Raw genomic sequence first — 20,681 nt, 5'->3', positions numbered from 1 at the left:
TTTGTGGCGCTATTAGAAATCAAACAATGACTCCCCATTAGCATCCGGTTCATGCAATGGTTGTTCGCTCAACGAAGTGACTGGCGCTGCATGAACAGAACTCAGTTGCACAGATTGCGGAATGGACGGTTCGGACGGCCGTTCTTCATTCAGCATTAAATTACATAAGGTTCGCACAGCATAAATCGCTTCCCGCTGCGTCGCTTCGTCTTGTGCTTGCTTTGCTAAGCGCACTTGTTGTTCCATTTCTCCAAGCAATTTTGAAGCAGTAATCATCGCATTTTCATCCCCTTTTTCGGTTCGAACTTCATGCACTCCATACCAGAGGAGCGCTTCACTACAATAGAAGGTAACATTTTCGTCTTAAATCCATATGCCTTGCAGCCCCGCGGATTTGCAGGGTCCCATGTTGTATAAAAGAAGATACAGTCGAAACAATTGACTGCCATAGTCACACTTCCTTTCTAGTTGTTCACTTCGTAGTTTTTGACCAATCAATCGGCTCTTTATTCCACTTAGTCAAGTACTCATTTGTTTTGGAAAATGGTCGGCTCCCAAAAAATCCGCGCGATGCACTAAACGGACTTGGATGTGGTGATTCAATGATTGCATGACGTCTACGGTTAATCAAAGCGGTTTTTTCCTGGGCATGCTTCCCCCATAGAATGAAGACAATAGGGTCGTTGCGCATGGATAGTTTGCGAATGACTTCATCCGTAAACAGTTCCCAGCCTTTGCCGCGATGTGAAGCCGCTTCCCCTTCACGCACAGTCAGTACCGTATTCAATAATAATACACCTTGTTCGGCCCATCCTGTCAACATTCCCTCTGTTGGAATATCCATACCGATATCCGAAGACAGCTCCTTAAAGATATTGCGCAAACTTGGAGGCAACTTAATGCCAGGTTGTACGGAAAAACTCATGCCATGCGCTTGATTAGGTCCGTGATACGGATCTTGACCCAATATTACCACTTTGACGTCCTGAAAAGCTGTTAGTTTAAAAGCTGTCCACATGTCGGTCATTTGCGGATAAATGACGTGATGTGTATATTCTTTGTGTAAAAATGTACGCAATTCCTGATAGTACGGTTTGTTGAATTCATCTTTTAGCATGCGATCCCAATCATTACGAAATTCTGCTACCATATGCATCACTCCTTAAATTCAATATCCAATCGATAGCCAGCGAATGAAAACATATCCTTTAGCGATTTGACTGCATTCTGTTCAGCAGAATCCAGCACACCCTGCTCGGATGCTTCTTCCATCAGTAATGTTTTGGCTTCATTCGCTAGTTCATAACCTTCTTTAATATCCGCTTTACCACGGAAAAGTCCCTCTACCGAATACACTTCCACTTTATCGAAATATAGTTCGGCACCACCTAGGAATTCAGCTTTCGGTATCGTTAACTGTATGCGTTTTTCTTCTTCATCCACTTGCATATCGTGCTCAGTGACTTTACTGAGGTCGATTCCAGCCTTAACAGAGCCGGGAATAACCACTAATAAATTCCGTTTCGTTCCAGGAAAATTAACGCCTATGCTTCGGCCGAATAATTCGTTGTCCGTGCGTTCGATGAGAACTTTCGTATAGGCTTCGGCGGTCGCCAACTCCTGCAATTCTCGTACGCGCTCGACGAAGGCTGTTTTTTGTTCAGAAAATGTAGAACCTAGTTGCATTAAATAAAATCCTGCGATTGGCAGGGTAATAAGTGCGGCGATCAATAATAAAATAAGCAAAGTATATGTTTTTCTCCACGAGGACCATAAACTAAAGGCAAGTTCCAAAATTCCGCCCCTGCGTTTGCGTTTCTTTTTTTTTCGTCCAGCAAACGGTATGACGGGTTGCGCATCTGCCCCTTGTCTTTCCTTCTTCCCTCTTTTGGATGAATCATGCTTACTCATGGCTCACATCCTATCTTATGATCAGACACTTTGTCTCTATCTGTACGTTCTGTCGACTAATAGGTTTCATTAGCAGAACGTATACGTATAACGTGACTTCTAGGTTTGCTAAACATCCAAATTGATTGTATTCCGACAATTAGTTGTATACTATAAATAGCAAGAAAAAGTAGTAAGCGAAGGAGATGTTTTATTATGCCATTGAAGAAAACTTTAACGATTGCAGGCTCGGATACATCAGGCGGCGCAGGTATTCAAGCGGATCTGAAGACTTTTCAAGAACACGGTACATACGGCATGACGGCAGTAACAGTAATTGTAACGATGGATCCCGATCAAAACTGGTCACATGATGTCTATTCATTACCGATTGATGTCGTAAAAGCGCAATTGAAGACGGCGTTGTCGACTGGGATCGATGCAATTAAAACAGGCATGCTTAGCACGGAGGAAATTATCAAAACCGCAGGCCAGGCAATTGATGAGTCCGGTTTAGATCATGTAGTTATCGACCCTGTCATGGTGTGTAAAGGTGAAGATGAAGTACTGAATCCAGGCAATACAGACGCGATGATCAAATATCTTGTGCCCAAAGCAGAAATTGTCACACCGAATTTATTCGAAGCAGGACAATTAGCTTCTATGAAAACACCGAAGACTATTGACGACATGAAAGTAGCGGCGCAGAAAATCCATGAACTGGGTGCACGCAATGTTGTGATCAAAGGCGGTAAACAACTTGATCACGAAGCAGCCGTAGATTTATTCTACGATGGCACGACATTTACGGTATTGAAATCAGAAAAAGCGGATACACAGTATAATCACGGTGCAGGTTGTACATTTGCTGCAGCCATTACAGCGAATCTAGCGAATGGTATGACGATTAAAGACGCGGTCATTGAAGCAAAACAGTTCGTCACAGCGGCAATTACGCACGGCTGGAAGCTCAATGAGTATGTAGGACCTGTCATGCACGGTGCAAAAAACCAGTTTGACGCACCACAGGTAAAGCTGCAGGAAGTATAAGCGCAAAAGTCAGGTCTAGGCCTGACTTTTTTTATGAGCCGTCTAATCGCAATTAAACCGTACAATCTATATACTAATAAATAGATGAATTGCAGTAAAATGACTGCAGGATTTAGGAGGTTGAGCATGGAAACTGTTGACGCGAAACACTTACAGGAGTTACTGGACTCCTTTGCTAATAAAGATGTTTACATACATTTGGAAACCACAAACGGTTCGTATGCTTCTCATTTCCAAGAAGGTTTTTTCAATGCGGGGGCATTCATTCGTAATGTCGTCATTCGCTATGAACTTGGAAAAGTAGCAGGCGAATCCCCTCACCGAATTGGCTTGAAGTTACCGAGCGGTTGGATTTACGCACAAGGGATTACACATTACACACTGGATGAGCATAATCGTTTACTGATGGCAGGACTTGGACCTGACGGAAAACTTGCGGTTGCGTTCGAAATCAGTGAAACACCATTTGCTTATTAAGAAGGGAGATTTTTTGATGTTGCAAAAAGAACGACACGTACTCGTTGTATTCCCTCACCCTGACGATGAATCATTCGGAATCGCCGGAACCATTGCAGAATACATTGAAATGGGCGTACCCGTTACGTATGCTTGCCTGACACTTGGCGAAATGGGTCGAAATCTAGGAAATCCACCATTCGCGAACCGTGAAACACTGCCGCAGATCCGTAAGCAAGAGTTGCTGGATGCATGTGACGCAATGGGTTTGACAGATTTACGAATGATGGGACTTCGGGACAAAACAATAGAATTCGAAGATCCAGAGAAACTCATTACGATGATGACCGATCTGATAGATGAATTAAACCCTTCATTAGTCATTTCATTCCATCCGACGCTTGCTGTGCACCCCGACCACAATGCGACAGGCGTAGCCGTGATCGAAGCGATGAGTCGCATGCCTGAAGCGACCCGTCCTGCGCTATACATGAAAGCTTTCGACAATGATACGTTGAAGCAACTTGGTGAACCGCATATCGTACACCATACGCCAGACGTGGCGGATAAAAAGATTGCGGCTTTGCGCGCACATGCATCACAAACGATCTGGATGCTACCTGATATGGAAAAACGATGGGCAGCGAACGATACAGAGGCACTCGATTGGTTGCATAATGAAGCTTTTTATATTCATACATTCAAGTAAAAACCGCAGAGGCTCTGCGGTTTTTTTGTGTTTTATACTAAGTTACTTGTCTTCATACTCTTTAATAAAGGCATAAAGACTTTGCAATTTCTTCTCAAATACTTCCACATTCAATGCTCGGTCCATTTGGATTCTTACGCTGTTTTGTGCTTGCACAGCGACTTGCATCTGTTTGCCCGCTTCTCCAATGGTCGTTTGATAACGCTGTCGAATATCTTCAATCTGCTTTTCTGCTTCCTCGTCCTTCGCACATAGCGGAACAATATCTACTAATTCATCACGCGGACTATCTGCATCATAGGCATGAGGTTTCGTTGCGTCAAACAAGCAAATCGATAACTCTGGAAACAGCACTAAGTCAATACTTGCCGGATCCAGACCACACCAGCCATATAACACATTTATCCCTCGACGCTGCGCTTCATCTCCTAGCGCACGCATCATAGTAGATTTCCCTGTACCCGGCAACCCTTTAATTAAAAAGCGTCGTTTCATATGTCTTGTAATAGACGGGATGAAATCATGTGCACTGCCAGCGGACAACGAACCGATAATTCGATGCGAGACGTGGGCAGTTTTCGTCAGCTCCATAGTGCCGAATATCTCTCTCTTTAATTCTTCCGTAATCTCTTCGTGGCGCGGCCAATCCATGCGCGCGATATTGACCAGTTCCCACTCATCATGGATCGCTTTTGCCTTTTTCAATGCCTTCAACGACTGTTCGAAGTGACTTCTTTCTTCCTTCAGCAACGTACTTACTTCATCATGCCGAACGAGCAGCTGATCTTGATGATAGACATCATAGAAGCAAAATACTTTATGGCGTCTGCCCAGTTCTGTCGGCTCAAATGAAATCGGATGCGAAGCCTGTAAGATGAACAGTTCCAGTCCTTTTACGAACAGCGCATCGGTTTTATCCACATGGCCAGGATTCATGAATCTATCTACATGATAACCCCTGTTGACAAAGTAGACCGCCAAGTCATTAAGTACTTGCGATAAGGAATGCGTAGGCAGACACTTCAAAAATATCGTTTTCTTAGATTCTGCAAGCAACTCCTCGTATTTGTGCTGCACGCCTTGTCCTGTATAGGCTGTTCCCATGTATTCTGTAATATAACCGTGTATGTTGACCACCCTTTCTTTCTTCCTTTCATCATATGTATAGGCAAATAAAAAAAGCACAGCCTTGATGGCTTATGCTTCTTTATAGTTCAATAACACTTTCTCATCCGTTTGTTGAGTAATCTTCAGCAATATTTTCTTGCATTGCGGCAAGGCAATCTGAATGATTTGTCCAGAGAATATGACAACAACGAGTGTACCAATCCCGACAGGTCCGCCGAGGATGAAACCAAATAACGTGGCGATTGCTTCTATCGTAGTACGCACCAATCGAAGGCTCCAGCCAAATTTTTCGACGAACAGTATCATCAAGCTATCACGTGGACCCGCACCAAGATTTGGTGAAACGTAGATTCCTACACCATAGGATAAAACGAATACACCGATGATGAATAAAATGATTTGTGCAGTCAATGATGTGACATCCGGCAAAAGCCAGTTGAAAAAGTCAATAAATACACCAATCACCAACATATTTAACCATGTACCTAGTCTCGGCCACTCTCTTAAAATCACCGACGTCACCGCAATGATAACAAAACCTGATATTATACTCCATGAACCTATCGTTAACCCGAAGTTTTGATACAAACCGATATGGAATACGTCCCACGGTGCAATTCCAAGACGTTGACCTTTAATCATCAACGAGATCCCGAGTGACATTATCATCATGCCACCGATGAAAAATATCCACCGCCAAGCTAGTAAATTACGCATATACATTCTTCTTTCTTTTAGTTGTCAATGTCTTCATTGATTCATTGTAACAGAAATCGACAAGGTTGCTAGGTTCTTACTTTATGAGATCACTGAATTGTGCTTTTGCGACAAGCGCCAAGTCGTGAGGGGCCAATTTCATTTGTAAACCGACTTTACCTGCGCTGACATAAAAATAGTCGAGCGCTTCCGCTTGTTTGTCAATGAACGTCGGTAACTCTCGTTTCATGCCGATTGGCGAACATCCGCCACGGACATAACCCGTTTCTTTCGTCAGTTCTTTCATTGGTAGCATTTCCACTTTTTTAAATCCTGCCGCTTTTGCAGCCTTTTTTAAATCCAACTCATCTGATACGGGAATGATAAAAACGAGCAAATCCGTTTTACTAGCCATTGCTACGAGCGTTTTATAGACGTTCGCAACCGATTCATTCGTTTTATTGGCAACTGAAATTCCATCATTCTGTCCGTCATCTGTTTCGTAGCTACGGACTTCATGTGGGATAGCTTCACTTTCAAGAATACGAATTGCGTTCGTTTTAGGGGACTTATGTTTTTTTGCCATATACGTGACATCCTTTCTTTCGTTCTAATAGAAAACTTGTATATGCTATGTATGACTAAAAAGCCCATTTCACTGGGTTCCAGCAAAACGAGCTCCGTTTTTCAAGCGAATCGGATCAGACGCTGACATTCAGTTGGGGCTGATCCATTTGGTACTGATTCAATTTGGCTTGACTTTGTACTTGATAGATGGAAAACGCATGACTGTATTGCTGTTGCATGCGACTTGGTCCGTCAGTTACAACATTTTTATCGACGGCCTTCATTTGATCGTGGATGGTTTTGGCGCGGTTATGTAACGCTACTTGTAGTTCAGCTTGTGTGATCTTCGCTGATGCTTTACTAGCTAGCTGATAGTCCGCAGTCGTCGGCGCGACTTCAGAGTACGCTTCTTTGCGAACATCACGCCATAATTCAATAGTTTCATCTAGGTTGTTGCCGAGTGGAATCGAGATGTTTTTGACCTGGCCTGCGCCAAGCTTTTGGAAGTCGTTTGGTGTTTCTTCAAGTTTTTCAATTAGATGTGAGTTTCCGCGCAGCAGGGCAACTAAATCATCTTTGGTCTTTTGCGCTTGTTCACGAAATTCTGTTTGGCGTTCATAGGCATTCTTTCTACGGACTGCGTCATACCGCTGCAGTTGTTCGGCAGCGCTCGCAAACCCCATTACAGCATTCATGGCATCCACCTCCGAATAGAAATTTTCGATACGAGTGTCTAGTATTACTAGTTTACGCAATAGCGCGTGAACTGCCAATCCATCAAAAGATTGGAATCGTGCGGGTTATTGTGTTCATTTTACCCAGCAAGTACGCATTTCATACTATGAGGGTATGCGTGACGGGTGATTTTTACTAGTTTTTGTTAGGCAAACATGTGTAGTATAACTACCCTCTTTTCTATGAAACCAAACAAACCACACGCTACTTGGAGTAGTGTGTGGTTTGAAACTTTGTAAGGGGTATTAAGTTCAAGGGCGAACGGTGAATGAATTAGAGAGTTAATTGGATTGTGCATGGGATGGAAGCTGCAGCTGGCGGACGCTTTCCCTAGCACGATACTAATTCTACTTTACCTATTTCAATCCCTTATTTCTTCATAATCTTCGGAGGCGTGTCTCCTGGTATTTCTGGTTTTTCATTTGGGGCATCTTCCAAGAACTTCGTTACGACGATATCTTTCGGCACATTGGCTTTGCCGTTCTTTTCTTCCAATTTGTCAATTGTCCGCTCGATGGTTTTATTCAACGTCGAGAGCGCTACGATGGTATCCCCTGTCTGTGCTTGGAGTTCTTTTTCTGCCGTGTAGAACTCCATGTCTCCATTTGCACGCATGACGTATAGCAATACCGACTGGTCATCGCGTTCGCGTAAGTACTGGGTGTAGCTGTATTGTTTCGTCAGCAACGTCTTACGGAATACGTGTCCTTGATGAATGCGCTCGTCCAGTTCATGGATGGACAAGTTCGGTGTAAACAGGAACTGCCCTGTTGCTAAATTAAACTGTTGATCTGCGCTTCGTTTATGCGTTGTCGTTTGGAACAGTAAGTCCCTTCCTAGATCAGGTGTGAAGTCAGCACATACATGTGAATTATAAGTATCGGTCTTGGTCATAGCCAAAATATAACGGTATGGCGTTAAGTCGAGATGATACCCGGTATGTTCAGATAAGATATCTCCCATATATGTTGGAACACTGAGCTTTCGTGCGTTGGAAAGACCGCCCCACGAACCTTCAATAACTAATACTTTATGACCTGCGTCACTAATGTTCTTCGCCAGTTCGGCTACAAACCTCGTGCTACCGATGAGCACAACACCCGACTCGATCGGTGTGGTCAAATTCAGTTTCTTTGCGAGCCAACCAATCGAGAAGCCGTGTACGATAACGGTCGAAAATACGAGCGCAAAGGTTAGTGCAGTCAATAGTTCTGCATCTTTGTAGCCGTTCTCGAGCAAAATCGAAGCGAAATATCCCGAAACGGTCAGTGCTACAATTCCTCGCGGCGCAATCCACCCGATGAGTGTTTTCTCACGATTCGTCAAATCAGTGCCGATTGTTGATACCCAGATAGATAGCGGTCTGACGACGAATAGCATCGCGAGTACGTATAGTATAATTTTCGGATTCAAAATTTCAATCAGTATATGCGGATTGAGGGAAGCTGTCAGCATGACGAAAATCCCTGAAATAAGCAACACAGAAATGTTTTCCTTGAATTCACGGATGTCTTCTAGTGTAGTCAAATGCATATTCGCCATCGTCATCCCCATCGCTGTGACGGCCAATAAGCCCGTCTCATGCATGATTTCATCAGATAATACGAAGACGAATAATACAAAGCCGAATAAAATAGGCGCTTTTAAAAACTCAGGTACCCAACCTTTTTCAAACGATGTACCTAATATCCGACTGGTCCCCCAACCAAGAAGCACAGAAAATAGTGATGCGCCCACGAAAAGCAACATCGCTTTGACTGTTACTTCATTATTTAGGAACTTGATCACTTCAAATGCAAAGACTGCTAAAAGTGCGCCGAACGGATCTACGACAATACCTTCCCACTTCAATATGGCTGCAGCACGAGGCTTTAATCGCGCTTGTCGTAATAAAGGTAGGATGACGGTAGGGCCTGTTACGATAAATAATCCCCCGATGATGAATGCCACTTCCCACGACAATCCTGCGATATAGTGGGCTGCAAGTGAACCGGCAATCCACGCGAGGAACGCACCGAATGTAACGATTCGCGCAACGGGACGACCAAATCCTTTAATTTCTTTAAAATCGAGATTCAAACTTCCTTCAAATAATATAATAGCTACCGCAAACGTAATAATCGGAGAATATAAATCTCCCATGGATTGCTGCGGATTGATCAAACCGAAAATAGGTCCAACCAACAGACCCGCAATCGCCATCACGACAATCGCTGGCATTCTCGTGCGCCATGCTATCCATTGCGACGCTACACCAATTAATACGACCAACATTAAATCCATAATCAATGAATTGAACATTAGGTAGGTCGCCTCCTTCCATCTTCCAAGCCTTTCTGAAGCACTTTCTTCTCATTGTAATAAACAATTGCTCTTTTTCATAGGGTAAGAGGAACGAGCAGATTCAGAAAGGGTGGTTCCTATCGAAAAACAAGTCCAAAAAACAATCGTGATCTATCTTTCCATAACTGAAGGTAAGGGAAGTTATCCTTTACGCCGTGCACTAATACTGGCAAATACGCTAAAAAGCGAAGCACAAGTCATCTTTTTATACGATCAAGAAACACCAGTCCCAAGCGAAGATTTTACATGCCATAAAGTAATCGGCCCTTCTTCATTCATTAAATTAATAGGTAAACTTCAGCCTGATCTTTTGATTCGTGACAGTGGTCCAAGCTATAAGGACGAAATGATCAAGATTCACGAACTAGTGCCTAGTATTCTACATTTCGATGATTTTGGTGATGGCGGACAATTAGCAGACTGGGTGATCCAGACGCTGTATCCGGAAACTCAGGAACTACATGCCGAGCACTATATCGTGGGGCCTGAGACATTCATAGCAGACGCTTCACTGGAATCTTTTCGACATGCCGGTTTAAAGAGAAAATCCCTATCTTCATCGCAACTCGTCATTTCATTCGGTGATGAAGATCCCGGAAATCTCACGTTTCGTGCGTTGCGACATTTAAAGCAACTGCAAATTCCTTTATCCGTTATGGTGCTACTAGGAAAGAATTATAAACATGATGTGAGTGAAATCCAAATGATGGCATTAAGCCGACCGAATACAAAAGTCGTCCAAGCCCCGGACAACCGTGCAGAGTTGTTCTCCAAAGCCGATATGGTTCTGTGTGATGCGGGCTATACACCTTATGAAGTAGCTGTTATCGGTGTACCTTGTATTGTACTTGCCCAAAACGAGTTCGAATCAAACCTCGGCTTTCCGACCGAAAGAAACGGCTTCACCCACCTTGGCCTCGGCCGTAAAGTAACACAGTCAAACTTACTGAACGCGATTATGGAACCATTGCTGCATGACGCACGTAAGGAACGCGCGATCAAAAAGCAGTTGCAAATCGATGTAGGTACGAGTAACAAAGAGGTAATTGAGGCGATCCGTTACTTGCTAGAGTTTCCTAAACGCACAAGACAGAATATGTTACACTAAAGGAAAACATATGATAGGAGTTTTCCTTTATGACGAAGGATCAGTTGGAGCAAGAGATCGCTGAGCTGAAAATGGACTACATCAGCTTGCAGGGTGATATGGAGAAGTTGGAGTCGACGGGTCATGTGAAGATGATCGAGAACGCAGAACTACGCCTTTCTAGAATGGAAGAGCGCCTCGCAGATTTGAACAAGCAACTTGCTGAAGCGACGAATTAAACACGAACAGCCTCTATCAGGTATTGCTGATGGAGGTTGTTTTTGGTTTGGAATTAAGTATAGCTGGCCATGGATAGGGGTGGGGATTTGCGCTCTAGGCGGACGCTTTCCCATGGGCTCTCGGGAGTCGCCCCTCCTAGTGCAAAGATGTGCTCCTAACGCTACGCTTTTACTCGCAATACGAGTGGGTGATACTTTTCAAGTTCATTGAAGTTAGGATTGTAAGTCGTTCTGAACTGGAACCGTACTTGACCTTAACTAAGTTCAAAAATAACAACACTAAGTCACGCACTAACGGCAGTAAGCATTCTATATCCTTCTACTTTCAAAGTAGGATTGAGGCGGAAGCTGGGGCGACTCCGGGAGGATCAGCGTGCGCCTTGAGACCCCGCAGGAAGCGTAGCGTACGAGGAGGCTCAAGCCACGCCCACCGGAAAGCGTCCCCAGCTGGAGCCTCAATCCCCTCCCACTCACTAATTTTCACTATTTATCTATCCTCTCACCCCATAAAAAAAAGCCCACAGCAAGTGTGAGCTTAAGCCATTACATATTCATGGGCTGCTTCGTCTTGTACGAGCAACTCCTTCAAATACTTCTTCGCACGGAACAAGCGAGACTTCACCGTACCGATCGATACACTCATCAACCCGGCAATCTCTACCAACGAATACTGATTCACATAGAAATACTCAATCGTCTTCCGGTAAATCCCATCCAACTCGCCGATCTTCTGCTGCACCAGCTCCGAAATATCACTCTGCTCCATCAACTCAGCAGGTGTTTTCGAATTACTGGGAACCAAATCAAGGATCGGAACGTCTAATGTATCAGGTTGATTCATCACGTATTGACTGTGACGTACATTTTTTCTATAACGGTCGCGGAATGTGTTCATACAAATCGTTGTTAACCAAGCCTTCATACGGTTCACTTCGCTCATTTCACCACTATAGCGTACAACCTTTACCCATACGTCTTGCATGAGATCTTCTGCTTCTTCTTTATTGCGAGTCAATTTAAGACATAAATGATATATATAGCGTCCATATTCTTCGTATAATGCGTTTAAGTCGTTTTTCATAATAAGTAGCCTCCGTTTTGTAACTGATACCCTTATTATCACCGACAAACACATTATGAACTATCGCTTTCTCTTTCAGTAACCTTACAGTTATGTAAGGTCACTTGACATCTCTTAAACTTCTATGGCCTCTTCTTGTTCTTCTTTCTTGGTAATCCTCAGACGTAAAATCCGTGTTCGATCCATCTCTTCGATTTCAAACAACAACGACTTGTAGTTGAACGATTCGCCCACTTCGGGAATATGACCCACTTCTTGAAAAACAAATCCGCCGATTGTATCATGATCTGTCGGCAACTCTATGTCGAGAAGTTCAATGACGTCTTCAATCTCCAAGCGTCCTTGACAAACTAAGTGATTATCTTCTTTCTCAAAGACCATCGACTCTTCCTCTACATCCGTTTCATCCTCTATATCCTGTCCAATCATTTCTTCAATAATATCTTCCTGCGTTACAATACCAAGTGTTCCACCGTATTCATCTAGCACGATGGCCATATGCTTCTTTTGTGTCAGCATCCGTTTAAATACTAGTTCCACACTGGCTGTCTGGACGACGAACAACGGTTGACGATCAATGACATCCGCAAACGACCGCTCAGGATACATCGACCACTCGATTATCATTTTCGAATAAAAAATACCGACCACTTTGTCGATACTTTCTTCATATACAGGGTAGCGAGTGTAGAAATATTGCAATACGACATCGCGTACTTCTTCATACGTAGAATCCATCGATAGCGAAATAATGTCCGTACGGTGTGTTTCCATTACATCACTGACATCTTTATCGCGGAAGTCGAGCATCCCTTTTAAACGAAGAGATTCATCTTGCCCGAATGTACCTTCTGTAGATGCGATATCTACCATAGAACGGACGTCTTCTTTCGTCAAAGTCGCTTCTGTAATCGTTCCTTTAGAAATCAAACGAACGAAGAAATTTGTAAACAGTGACAAGACTAACGTCAATGGAATCAATAACTTCACGAGTACCGTAATAGGTGGTGCTACGATATACGCGATACGATCCGCAAATGTAGCAGCAATCGTTTTCGGTAATACCTCTCCAAATATAATCAAAACTACCGTTAAAATCCCTGTCAATAATCCAATACTCAATCCTTTGTCGATGGCAATCATCGTTACAATGGTCGGCATTAAAATATTGGCAATATTATTTCCGATTAAAATGGCCGTAATCATACGATCCGGCTTGGAAATCAATTTCCTTAATTTTATCGATTTAATGTCTCCCTGATCCGCGCGCAATTGAACTTTCATTCGATTGATAGCAGTCAGAGCTGTTTCACTTCCCGATAAAAAGAAAGACAAGAACAAACAAAGTCCCAGTGCAATAAACAATTGCGTCTCCTCCAGCGTTTCTCCATTTATTTGTTATCATTCATCAATTGTTAATTCCATGAATCCAACATTTCTTATTGCGTAAGTATATCATACATATAAACTGAGCCGTTAATGCAACACGCAAATTAGGACGTCTACTTTTAACATTCGGTTCCCTTATCTGTAAGCGTCTAAACCTTAATGCATCACGATCTTCTGCTATACTGTGAATAGAAAATATCCAAAGAAAAGAGGGTTTATTATGACTTCATTACAATCATTGGACCAATATTTCACGAATAACCGCGACCGCCACTTGGAAGAATTAACAAAATTCTTAGCAATTCCAAGTATCAGTGCACTTTCCGAGCATCAACCGGATATGCAAAAAGCAGCGGAATGGCTGTCGAATGAATTTGAAAGTATCGGACTGGAAAATGTATCGATTGAAAAAACCGCTGGACAATCTGTTGTCTATGCAGACTGGTTGCATGCTGAGGGTCAGCCAACTATTTTGATCTACGGTCACTACGATGTGCAGCCTGTTGATCCACTCCACTTATGGGAAACACCTCCATTTGAAGCAACTATCCGTGATAATAAATTATATGCACGCGGAGCAAGCGATGATAAAGGGCAAGTGTTTATGCACAGTAAAGCAATCGAGGCGCTGATGAATGTTGAAGGCAAACTTCCCGTCAACGTCAAGCTTATTATAGAAGGAGAAGAGGAAATCGGCAGCCCGAGTCTTGAGGAATATATCCAAAATAATCAAGATAAGCTAGCGGCAGACTTCATCGTCATTTCTGATACTGGCATGTACGGACCTGGACAACCGGCCATTTGCTACGGACTGCGCGGGTTAGCGGGCGTACAGATTGATGTAAAAGGACCTAAAGGCGACTTGCACTCCGGACTATACGGTGGTGGCGTTCAAAACCCAATCCACGCACTCGTCGAAATCCTAGCTTCATTCCGTGATGCTGAAGGAACAATTGCGATCGATGGATTCTATGATCAAGTTCGCGACCTAACCGAAGAAGAACGCGCAGGCTGGGCGGCTCTTGATTTTGATAGAGAAGCAGTGAAAAAAGAAGTGGGCGTCAAAGAACTTACAGGCGAACCCGGCTATACGTACACGGAACAAACATGGGCTCGTCCTACACTCGAGATCAACGGTGTATTCGGTGGATTCTCAGGAGAAGGCATCAAAACCGTTCTTCCTTCCGAAGCCGGAGCAAAAATCACATGTCGTCTAGTTCCAGATCAAGAACCTGACGAAATCGTAGAAAAACTACGTGCGCACATCGCGAAACACGAACCAGTGGGTTGTGAAGTAACGATCACGGAATTCGATAAGGGTAAACCTTACTTAACGCCATACGACCACGAAGTCATTCAAGCGGCGGGCCGAGCATATGAGCAAGTCTACGGTGTACCAACTGTCTACACTCGCGGTGGTGGCTCTATTCCAATCGTCGCAGCATTCGATGAAATACTTAAGTTACCTGTAGTATTAATGGGCTTTGGTCTAGATACAGAAAACTTCCACGCGCCGAATGAACACTTCCACTTGGAAAACTTCGACAAAGGACTGCGTGTGATTAGTGGTTACTATGGAGAGATTGAAAAGCTCGGTCTGTGAGTTTAAAGTCTATGAGCGGATTTGTGGCTGCATAGAGCACTCGGCCGGAGTCTATGAGCGGATTCAAGGCTGCATAGAGCACTCGTCCGGAGTCTATGAGCGAATTCAAGGCTGCATAGAGCACTCGGGCGTAGTCTATGAGCGAATTCACGACTGCATAGAGCACTCGGGCGTAGTCTATGAGCGGATTCACGACTGCATAGAGCACTCGGGCGCAGTCTATGAGCGAATTCACGCCTGCATAGAGCACTCAACGCAGTCTATGAGCGAATTCACGACTGCATAGAGCACTCGGGCGCAGTCTATGAGCGGATTCACACCTGCATAGAGCGCTCAACGCAGTCTATGAGCGAATTCACGACTGCATAGAGCACTCGGGCGGGGTCTATGAGCGGAATCACGGCTGCATAGAGCACTCGGGCGTAGTCTATGAGCGGATTCACGACTGCATAGAGCACTCGGGCGTAGTCTATGAGCGGATTCACGACTGCATAGAGCACTCAGCCAGAGTCTATGAGCGGATTCACACCTGCATAGAGCACTCAACGCAGTCTATGAGCGGATTCAAGGCTGCATAGAGCACTCAGCCAGATTCTATGATCACATCACTCCCAACACACATCCCTACTCACCTTTTCAACATACAAAAACAGGCTACTCCACATCGTGGGGTAGCCTGTTTCTTATTTCACTCTTCTTCGTCTGGTTCACTGCCAAAGTACGTAATAATTTCTTCGATTGGCTTACGTGGTGCTGCTTTCGGTAATGAATCGAAATGACCGAACTGCAACATGCTGATGATACGCTCGCCTGACTTTATACCCAAGCGTTCGCGGAACTTCGGATTATCGATAAACGGAGGTGTTTTCCAGCACGTTCCTACTCCACGATCCCATGCAAGCAATTGAATATTCTGGATCAGTATGCTGGCTGCCGCAAAATCCTCCAGCCGTTCTTTTTGGCGTACATCTTCAGGTACGATGACGAATACAGCTGCACTGGCAGTCGAGAACTTCTTCATTTGTTTTTCAAGATCCTCGTCAGAAAGCTGTTTCCAATTTGCTACACCGAACTCCTTCAAGACGTCCAAAAGCTGTTCATACTGTTCATCTGTTGCTACGATCAATCGCCAAGGATTACGGTTTCCGTGGTTTGGCGCCCAAATGGCATCTTCTATGATTTCTGGGATGATCTCTGGTTCGATCGGTTGTCCGTTAAAATTCTTAATAGAGCGCCGTGATACGATGGCCTCTCTTACCGATAATGCTTGTTCATTCACACTCAACCTTCTCCTTTGCAATAAGTATCTGTTTTTCATTATACCCTAACTTGGTAGTCTGTTGCTAGAGGCTATGGGAAACACTTTGATGCAGAGCTGGATATTTATGAGAAGTCGTCATGTATTTTGAAAAAGATGTATTTTGCGTTTGGCGAGTAGGCATAGGAGTCCTTATAGTCCCATGTGCGGTTATGCGCGTTATACGTATGTGCACTGACGAGTGGGTTATCTCCGTCCATAGCAGTTACAATCGTCGAATGATCGAAACGGCCGTCCCCTTGGAGGTCATACGAAATTACATCGCCCGGTCGTAATTCTTGGGCGCTCTTAACTTGTGTAGCAGTCAGCCCTTTTGTGGAAGTGGCTAGATACCAGCGCAATGAATGGGCAACGGTGAAACTGAAACTCCACGTGCCTTTGTACATCCACCAACCTTTTTCACGGTTTGGTGCGCCATGCATCGGTGCACCGCCTGCCAATAAACATTGTGAAATAAAATTCGTACAGTCATCATCAAAAATTGGGAACGCTGGATTTCTATCGTTCCACCATTTATCCGCGTAGCGAACTGCTGCTTGTCTATCGTACAAAAAAATCCCTCCTTGTCACATCATATGACAAAGAGGGACGTTCGATTAATGATGTAATACTTTCGATAAAAAGTTTTGGGCGCGTTCCGTATCTGGGTTCGTGAAGAACTTGGCCGGAGAGGCTTGTTCAACCACTTTACCATCTGCCATAAAGATAATTTCGTCGCAGATTTCTTTAGCGAAGCCCATTTCGTGTGTCACGACGACCATTGTCATACCACTTTCAGCGAGTTTACGAATCGCATCGAGCACTTCCGTGACCATCTCAGGATCGAGTGCAGAAGTGGGCTCATCGAAAAGCATGACTTGCGGATCCATCGCGAGCGCACGCGCTATGGCGACACGCTGTTGCTGGCCGCCTGATAATCGGTTTGGATAGGCGTCGAATTTGTCGCCAAGACCGAGTGAAGTCAGCAACTCTTTCCCTCGCTCCTCCGCCGCACTTTTGCTAAGTCCTTTTACATTGATTGGTGCCAGTGTCACGTTTTGCAACGCGGTTAAGAATGGATAGAGATTAAAGCTTTGGAAAACGAACCCAATTTCAGAACGTGCTTTATTAATATTTACTTTTTTATCGTGAATGGAAATTCCGTCTACGATGATTTCTCCATTATCAATGGGCTCGAGCGCATTGATTGTTCGGATTAATGTAGACTTCCCTGCTCCACTTGGGCCAATAACAGCCACCACATGGGATTTAGGTACTTCAAGTGAGACGTCTGTCAGCACTTGATTCATACCGAATGTTTTATTGACATTTTTGATAGAAATCATATCTGGCACTCCTTCACATCAAACTTCATGAATTTTCTCTCGCTAATAGCTTCTGTTCGATCGCACGGATGATCATGGACAACGTGAACGTCATGGCAAAGTACACTAGACCGACGAACGTCCACACTTCAATGGAGCGGAACGTTGTCGACACTAGATTCTTCGCATTCAATGTCAGTTCCGTTGCACCGATTACCGAGATCAACGATGAATCTTTAATTAGCATGATGAATTGTGAAGCAAGTGGTGGTAGAACGCGTCGGAATGCTTGTGGCAAAACAATCAAGCGCATTGCTTGCCAGTAGGTCATACCCGACGAACGAGCTGCTTCCATCTGACCTCTTGGCACGCCTTGTATTCCTGAGCGAACAATTTCCGCAATGAACGCAGCCGTAAAGACTGCTAAACCGATAATTGATCCCCAGTAGGAACCAAGTTTTAAAAACTGTCCCAGTACAAAGAAAATCCAAATCAATAATACTAGCAACGGCACGCCGCGCATGACTTCCACATAGGCTGAGGAAAGAATACGGATAAATCTATTGCGGGAAATTCTGCCCATTCCGATAATAACCCCAAGCGGAATAGCCAACAATAATGCAATCGCTGAAATTTCAAGTGTCTTTAGCGCACCTGCAATAAAGATATCCATATTTTGTGATATTACACTGAAGTCATATTCATAGCCGCCCATATTATTCTCCTGAAACCTTATCTAGCCAGTCGCTTTCCTCGAACCAACGATTTCTTGATTCCAACTCTTCTGGACTGTCGATATAGCTGAATAAGAATGAATTAAGCCATTGAACTGTTTCAAAATCATTTTTCTTTACAGCTATCCCTAAGTTCTCAGCAGATAATAAACCTTCCATCTGATGAACTTTCCCTTCGTTCTCCAAGCGCCATACTGCAACTGCAGGTTCGTCATAGACGACAGCATCCGCTTGTCCTGAACCCATCGTCGTAGCAGCTAACGGGAAGTCTTCAAAATCTACTACTTCCGCATTTTTAAACTGAGATTTCGCAAGCAAAGCACCTGTAGTTCCGATCCCTACAGCAATCTTCTTACCTTTTACATCGAGCTCTTCCCATGATTTAATGCCTTTGTTCGCTGCAGGTACCATGATGGCCTGACCTGTCTTGTAATATGGATTCGACATACTGACTGATAATGCACGGTCTCCACGAATCGTCATGCCTGCGATAACCATGTCCACTTCGCCTGTTTGCAAAGCTGGCACTAAGCCATCAAATACAAATTGCTTGAACTCTACTTCCGTTTTCAGCGCTTCCCCTACCGCATTTGCTAGATCGATATCATACCCAACAAAGCCGCCTTCTGTACTTTTCATTTCAAAAGGGAAATAACCGGGTGCAATTCCAATCACCAGTTTTTTGTTGTCTTTAATATTTTTTAATGTAGACTTCTCGGATGAACTTGCCCCTCCGCCGTCATTACTGCTACAACCTGCTACAACCAATACCAAAATTAGTACTAGTGCTGTAAACATCTTCTTCATACATTTCCCCTGCTTTCTCTCGTTTGGTATAAATATTCTAAATTAATATAATTATAAGATAACGAATAGTATCTGTCTACAAGTATATGTATACGGTTACTTGCATACTTCATACAGTAGCCAAGCTCTTATAATAGTTATTTACTCTAGTACTCAATATACGTTATAATGAATAAATATACAACAATAAAAAGTTTTATTCTATACTATTTAGGGGTATCTATAAGGGATAGCAACATAAAAAAACGACAGTTCGTTGAGATTTCTCTCAAGAACTGCCGCTACTACTTTAATGGAGCATAGGGGGCTCGAACCCCTGACCTTCGCACTGCCAGCGCGACGCTCTCCCAGCTGAGCTAATGCCCCTCGTATCTGATACAATATAGAGTATATCAACTGTTCGTTTAAAAAACAATAGGCAAGAAAGGGGGTTAATATGATGCAGCATGAAGAGAAAGAGTTGAATGAAACTGTACCTCTGTGCAACTCCAAGGGACTTCTGAATCCTGAATCAATAGGATACGCACGCAGCCCTTTAGTGAGAAGCAACTTAAAAGGTCAGTTCATGAAAAAGAAGCGCTGGAATCATTGGTGCGTCTACGGGGAAGATCTCTTATTGTCTGCCTCGATCGTACACCTGGATCATAAAGCAATTTGCCTCATTTACATACTGAATTATGAAACACAGCGTTTCTATGAAAAGCACGTAACCCTGCCTTTTGCGAGACGTATAAAAATGCCAGAAGAGGCACTTGAAAGCATCAAGTTTGTACATGACGATATTACGGTTCAACTTGTTCACATGCAAGGTGAAACACATTTATCTGTCCTTATCCCTGATTTCGACAATGAAGTATTACACGCAGATTTGCATATTATTCATCCAGAGAAGGACGAGTCATTGAATGTAGTGATTCCGAAAAACCGTGACTCGTTCCATTTCACTTCTAAACATTCAATTATGCCGACCGGTGGATATGTACGCATTGGCGATCGTCGCTATGACTTCAATCCGTATTACAGTTTCGCCGTTTATGATTATGGTCGTGGTGTGTGGAATACCCGAACGAATTGGGAGTGGGCAATGGCCTCGCAGCGTACAAGCGGCAAACGAGTTGGATTAAATTTTGGTGGTAGTTGGACAGATGGTACCGGATTAACAGAAAACGCTGTCTTCGTGGAAGGCACAATGCATAAGATTCACGAGGATGTATTATTTGAGAGCGATAAAGAAAATCCGAAAAGTACTTGGAAGATCCAAACAAAGTTTTCAGATGATATTCAATTGACATTCAAACCATTTTTCCACAGCTCCACACTTGATCATTATCTCGTACGGAAGATGTCGATCAATCAATATGTCGGTTATTACCACGGGAAAGTTCGTCTACCAAGCGGACAAGTTTTACCGATTCGACAGATGCTTGGTTCGATTTCAGAGCGCAAATATCACTAATTGTATCTTTACTCTGCTTTCACAGCCCCTAAATAAAGCAGTTCGGGTTTAAGATCCCTCTTTTTAGGTGATAATATAAGTAGTATACA

22 protein-coding genes, 1 tRNA gene and 1 pseudogene are annotated in these 20,681 nt (G+C 43.7%); 7 read left to right on the top strand and 17 right to left on the bottom strand.

Annotation, left to right across the window (positions count from 1 at the left end):
- Nucleotides 1-12: 12 nt before the first annotated feature.
- Genes CSV76_RS06345 through CSV76_RS06330 form a run of 4 tightly spaced genes read right to left on the bottom strand, consistent with a single transcriptional unit; the run spans nt 13 to nt 1,911 of the window.
- Complete coding sequence (locus CSV76_RS06345; protein ID WP_085428098.1) at nt 13-276, bottom strand: YwdI family protein; 264 nt, start codon at nt 274-276, stop codon at nt 13-15.
- Nucleotides 273-449 (bottom strand): uracil-DNA glycosylase, encoded by a 177-nt coding sequence (locus tag CSV76_RS17660; protein WP_085428097.1) that lies wholly within the window; start codon nt 447-449, stop codon nt 273-275. Before CSV76_RS17660 ends, CSV76_RS06345 begins: the two co-directional genes overlap by 4 nt.
- 23 nt (nt 450-472) lie before the next feature.
- Complete coding sequence (locus CSV76_RS06335) at nt 473-1,150, bottom strand: uracil-DNA glycosylase (protein ID WP_085428096.1); 678 nt, start codon at nt 1,148-1,150, stop codon at nt 473-475.
- Nucleotides 1,151-1,155: 5 nt separating this feature from the next.
- On the bottom strand, nt 1,156-1,911 hold the full coding sequence (locus tag CSV76_RS06330) for a DUF4230 domain-containing protein (RefSeq protein WP_099625016.1): 756 nt from the start codon (nt 1,909-1,911) through the stop codon (nt 1,156-1,158).
- Between the two features lie 195 nt (nt 1,912-2,106).
- Between CSV76_RS06330 and thiD the strand changes: the two genes are divergently transcribed.
- From thiD to bshB2, 3 genes are all read left to right on the top strand, one after another.
- Nucleotides 2,107-2,940 carry a bifunctional hydroxymethylpyrimidine kinase/phosphomethylpyrimidine kinase gene (gene thiD, locus CSV76_RS06325; RefSeq protein ID WP_085428094.1) on the top strand — a complete coding sequence of 278 codons (834 nt, stop codon included), beginning with the start codon at nt 2,107-2,109 and terminating at the stop codon, nt 2,938-2,940.
- Between the two features lie 126 nt (nt 2,941-3,066).
- Nucleotides 3,067-3,417 carry a YojF family protein gene (locus tag CSV76_RS06320; RefSeq protein WP_085428093.1) on the top strand — a complete coding sequence of 117 codons (351 nt, stop codon included), beginning with the start codon at nt 3,067-3,069 and terminating at the stop codon, nt 3,415-3,417.
- 13 nt (nt 3,418-3,430) lie between these two features.
- The gene (gene bshB2, locus CSV76_RS06315) at nt 3,431-4,105 is read left to right on the top strand and encodes a bacillithiol biosynthesis deacetylase BshB2 (protein ID WP_099625015.1); all 675 of its coding nucleotides are present in this window, start codon (nt 3,431-3,433) and stop codon (nt 4,103-4,105) included.
- Nucleotides 4,106-4,147: 42 nt separating this feature from the next.
- On the opposite strand, the gene CSV76_RS06310 is transcribed toward bshB2, so the two are convergent.
- From CSV76_RS06310 to CSV76_RS06290, 5 genes are all read right to left on the bottom strand, one after another.
- A complete protein-coding gene (locus CSV76_RS06310) occupies nt 4,148-5,209 on the bottom strand; it encodes a hypothetical protein (protein WP_158232743.1) in 1,062 nt (353 codons plus the stop codon).
- A gap of 93 nt (nt 5,210-5,302) precedes the next feature.
- Nucleotides 5,303-5,950, bottom strand: coding sequence for a YczE/YyaS/YitT family protein (locus tag CSV76_RS06305; RefSeq protein WP_085428090.1), 648 nt, complete (start codon nt 5,948-5,950; stop codon nt 5,303-5,305).
- 76 nt (nt 5,951-6,026) lie between these two features.
- A complete protein-coding gene (gene ybaK, locus CSV76_RS06300; protein WP_099625013.1) occupies nt 6,027-6,515 on the bottom strand; it encodes a Cys-tRNA(Pro) deacylase in 489 nt (162 codons plus the stop codon).
- 115 nt (nt 6,516-6,630) lie between these two features.
- Nucleotides 6,631-7,191: a hypothetical protein gene (locus tag CSV76_RS06295; RefSeq protein ID WP_099625012.1), complete on the bottom strand. Its 561-nt coding sequence runs from the start codon at nt 7,189-7,191 to the stop codon at nt 6,631-6,633.
- Between the two features lie 409 nt (nt 7,192-7,600).
- Nucleotides 7,601-9,532 (bottom strand): cation:proton antiporter, encoded by a 1,932-nt coding sequence (locus CSV76_RS06290; RefSeq protein WP_099625011.1) that lies wholly within the window; start codon nt 9,530-9,532, stop codon nt 7,601-7,603.
- Nucleotides 9,533-9,644: 112 nt separating this feature from the next.
- Between CSV76_RS06290 and CSV76_RS06285 the strand changes: the two genes are divergently transcribed.
- Both CSV76_RS06285 and CSV76_RS06280 read left to right on the top strand, forming a co-directional pair.
- Nucleotides 9,645-10,682 carry a hypothetical protein gene (locus CSV76_RS06285; protein ID WP_085428086.1) on the top strand — a complete coding sequence of 346 codons (1,038 nt, stop codon included), beginning with the start codon at nt 9,645-9,647 and terminating at the stop codon, nt 10,680-10,682.
- 29 nt (nt 10,683-10,711) lie between these two features.
- Nucleotides 10,712-10,900: an SE1832 family protein gene (locus CSV76_RS06280; RefSeq protein WP_085428085.1), complete on the top strand. Its 189-nt coding sequence runs from the start codon at nt 10,712-10,714 to the stop codon at nt 10,898-10,900.
- A gap of 535 nt (nt 10,901-11,435) precedes the next feature.
- Here CSV76_RS06280 and CSV76_RS06275 read toward each other — a convergent pair.
- Together CSV76_RS06275 and CSV76_RS06270 are read right to left on the bottom strand one after the other, a co-directional pair.
- Nucleotides 11,436-11,981, bottom strand: a complete 546-nt coding sequence (locus tag CSV76_RS06275; RefSeq protein WP_085428084.1) for an RNA polymerase sigma factor — start codon at nt 11,979-11,981, stop codon at nt 11,436-11,438.
- A gap of 114 nt (nt 11,982-12,095) precedes the next feature.
- Nucleotides 12,096-13,346: a hemolysin family protein gene (locus CSV76_RS06270; protein WP_085428083.1), complete on the bottom strand. Its 1,251-nt coding sequence runs from the start codon at nt 13,344-13,346 to the stop codon at nt 12,096-12,098.
- A 244-nt stretch (nt 13,347-13,590) separates the two neighbouring features.
- Between CSV76_RS06270 and CSV76_RS06265 the strand changes: the two genes are divergently transcribed.
- Nucleotides 13,591-14,973, top strand: a complete 1,383-nt coding sequence (locus tag CSV76_RS06265; protein WP_085428082.1) for a dipeptidase — start codon at nt 13,591-13,593, stop codon at nt 14,971-14,973.
- 688 nt (nt 14,974-15,661) lie between these two features.
- On the opposite strand, the gene CSV76_RS06260 is transcribed toward CSV76_RS06265, so the two are convergent.
- From CSV76_RS06260 to CSV76_RS06235, 6 genes and pseudogenes are all read right to left on the bottom strand, one after another.
- Nucleotides 15,662-16,252 carry a nitroreductase family protein gene (locus CSV76_RS06260; protein ID WP_085428080.1) on the bottom strand — a complete coding sequence of 197 codons (591 nt, stop codon included), beginning with the start codon at nt 16,250-16,252 and terminating at the stop codon, nt 15,662-15,664.
- A gap of 104 nt (nt 16,253-16,356) precedes the next feature.
- Nucleotides 16,357-16,854, bottom strand: a pseudogene (locus CSV76_RS06255) (amidase domain-containing protein); the annotation flags it as partial.
- Between the two features lie 33 nt (nt 16,855-16,887).
- A complete protein-coding gene (locus tag CSV76_RS06250) occupies nt 16,888-17,616 on the bottom strand; it encodes an amino acid ABC transporter ATP-binding protein (RefSeq protein ID WP_085428078.1) in 729 nt (242 codons plus the stop codon).
- 25 nt (nt 17,617-17,641) lie between these two features.
- Nucleotides 17,642-18,310 carry an amino acid ABC transporter permease gene (locus tag CSV76_RS06245; protein ID WP_085428077.1) on the bottom strand — a complete coding sequence of 223 codons (669 nt, stop codon included), beginning with the start codon at nt 18,308-18,310 and terminating at the stop codon, nt 17,642-17,644.
- Between the two features lies 1 nt (nt 18,311).
- Nucleotides 18,312-19,136 carry a transporter substrate-binding domain-containing protein gene (locus CSV76_RS06240; protein WP_085428076.1) on the bottom strand — a complete coding sequence of 275 codons (825 nt, stop codon included), beginning with the start codon at nt 19,134-19,136 and terminating at the stop codon, nt 18,312-18,314.
- Between the two features lie 293 nt (nt 19,137-19,429).
- A tRNA-Ala gene (locus CSV76_RS06235) sits at nt 19,430-19,502 on the bottom strand.
- A 70-nt stretch (nt 19,503-19,572) separates the two neighbouring features.
- Between CSV76_RS06235 and CSV76_RS06230 the strand changes: the two genes are divergently transcribed.
- Nucleotides 19,573-20,592 (top strand): DUF2804 domain-containing protein, encoded by a 1,020-nt coding sequence (locus CSV76_RS06230; protein WP_369823293.1) that lies wholly within the window; start codon nt 19,573-19,575, stop codon nt 20,590-20,592.
- Nucleotides 20,593-20,681: the final 89 nt, after the last annotated feature.

The sequence above is a fragment of the Sporosarcina sp. P17b genome, from assembly GCF_002743115.1.
Lineage (GTDB): Bacteria > Bacillota > Bacilli > Bacillales_A > Planococcaceae > Sporosarcina > Sporosarcina ureae_C.
Note: the sequence above shows the minus strand (reverse complement) of the source record. Positions and strands in the feature narration are given on the sequence as shown.

Bases quoted from the DNA above. Each gene is read 5' to 3' on its own strand.
- CSV76_RS17660 (WP_085428097.1), bottom strand. From the start codon at position 449: ATGGCAGTCAATTGTTTCGACTGTATCTTCTTTTATACAACATGGGAC.
- CSV76_RS06240 (WP_085428076.1), bottom strand. From the start codon at position 19,136: ATGAAGAAGATGTTTACAGCACTAGTACTAATTTTGGTATTGGTTGTA.
- CSV76_RS06295 (WP_099625012.1), bottom strand. From the start codon at position 7,191: ATGAATGCTGTAATGGGGTTTGCGAGCGCTGCCGAACAACTGCAGCGG.
- CSV76_RS06305 (WP_085428090.1), bottom strand. From the start codon at position 5,950: ATGCGTAATTTACTAGCTTGGCGGTGGATATTTTTCATCGGTGGCATG.
- CSV76_RS06230 (WP_369823293.1), top strand. From the start codon at position 19,573: ATGATGCAGCATGAAGAGAAAGAGTTGAATGAAACTGTACCTCTGTGC.
- CSV76_RS06245 (WP_085428077.1), bottom strand. From the start codon at position 18,310: ATGGGCGGCTATGAATATGACTTCAGTGTAATATCACAAAATATGGAT.
- ybaK (WP_099625013.1), bottom strand. From the start codon at position 6,515: ATGGCAAAAAAACATAAGTCCCCTAAAACGAACGCAATTCGTATTCTT.
- CSV76_RS06310 (WP_158232743.1), bottom strand. From the start codon at position 5,209: ATGGGAACAGCCTATACAGGACAAGGCGTGCAGCACAAATACGAGGAG.
- CSV76_RS06250 (WP_085428078.1), bottom strand. From the start codon at position 17,616: ATGATTTCTATCAAAAATGTCAATAAAACATTCGGTATGAATCAAGTG.
- CSV76_RS06265 (WP_085428082.1), top strand. From the start codon at position 13,591: ATGACTTCATTACAATCATTGGACCAATATTTCACGAATAACCGCGAC.
- CSV76_RS06335 (WP_085428096.1), bottom strand. From the start codon at position 1,150: ATGGTAGCAGAATTTCGTAATGATTGGGATCGCATGCTAAAAGATGAA.
- CSV76_RS06345 (WP_085428098.1), bottom strand. From the start codon at position 276: ATGATTACTGCTTCAAAATTGCTTGGAGAAATGGAACAACAAGTGCGC.
- CSV76_RS06320 (WP_085428093.1), top strand. From the start codon at position 3,067: ATGGAAACTGTTGACGCGAAACACTTACAGGAGTTACTGGACTCCTTT.
- CSV76_RS06330 (WP_099625016.1), bottom strand. From the start codon at position 1,911: ATGAGTAAGCATGATTCATCCAAAAGAGGGAAGAAGGAAAGACAAGGG.
- CSV76_RS06280 (WP_085428085.1), top strand. From the start codon at position 10,712: ATGACGAAGGATCAGTTGGAGCAAGAGATCGCTGAGCTGAAAATGGAC.
- thiD (WP_085428094.1), top strand. From the start codon at position 2,107: ATGCCATTGAAGAAAACTTTAACGATTGCAGGCTCGGATACATCAGGC.
- CSV76_RS06275 (WP_085428084.1), bottom strand. From the start codon at position 11,981: ATGAAAAACGACTTAAACGCATTATACGAAGAATATGGACGCTATATA.
- CSV76_RS06290 (WP_099625011.1), bottom strand. From the start codon at position 9,532: ATGTTCAATTCATTGATTATGGATTTAATGTTGGTCGTATTAATTGGT.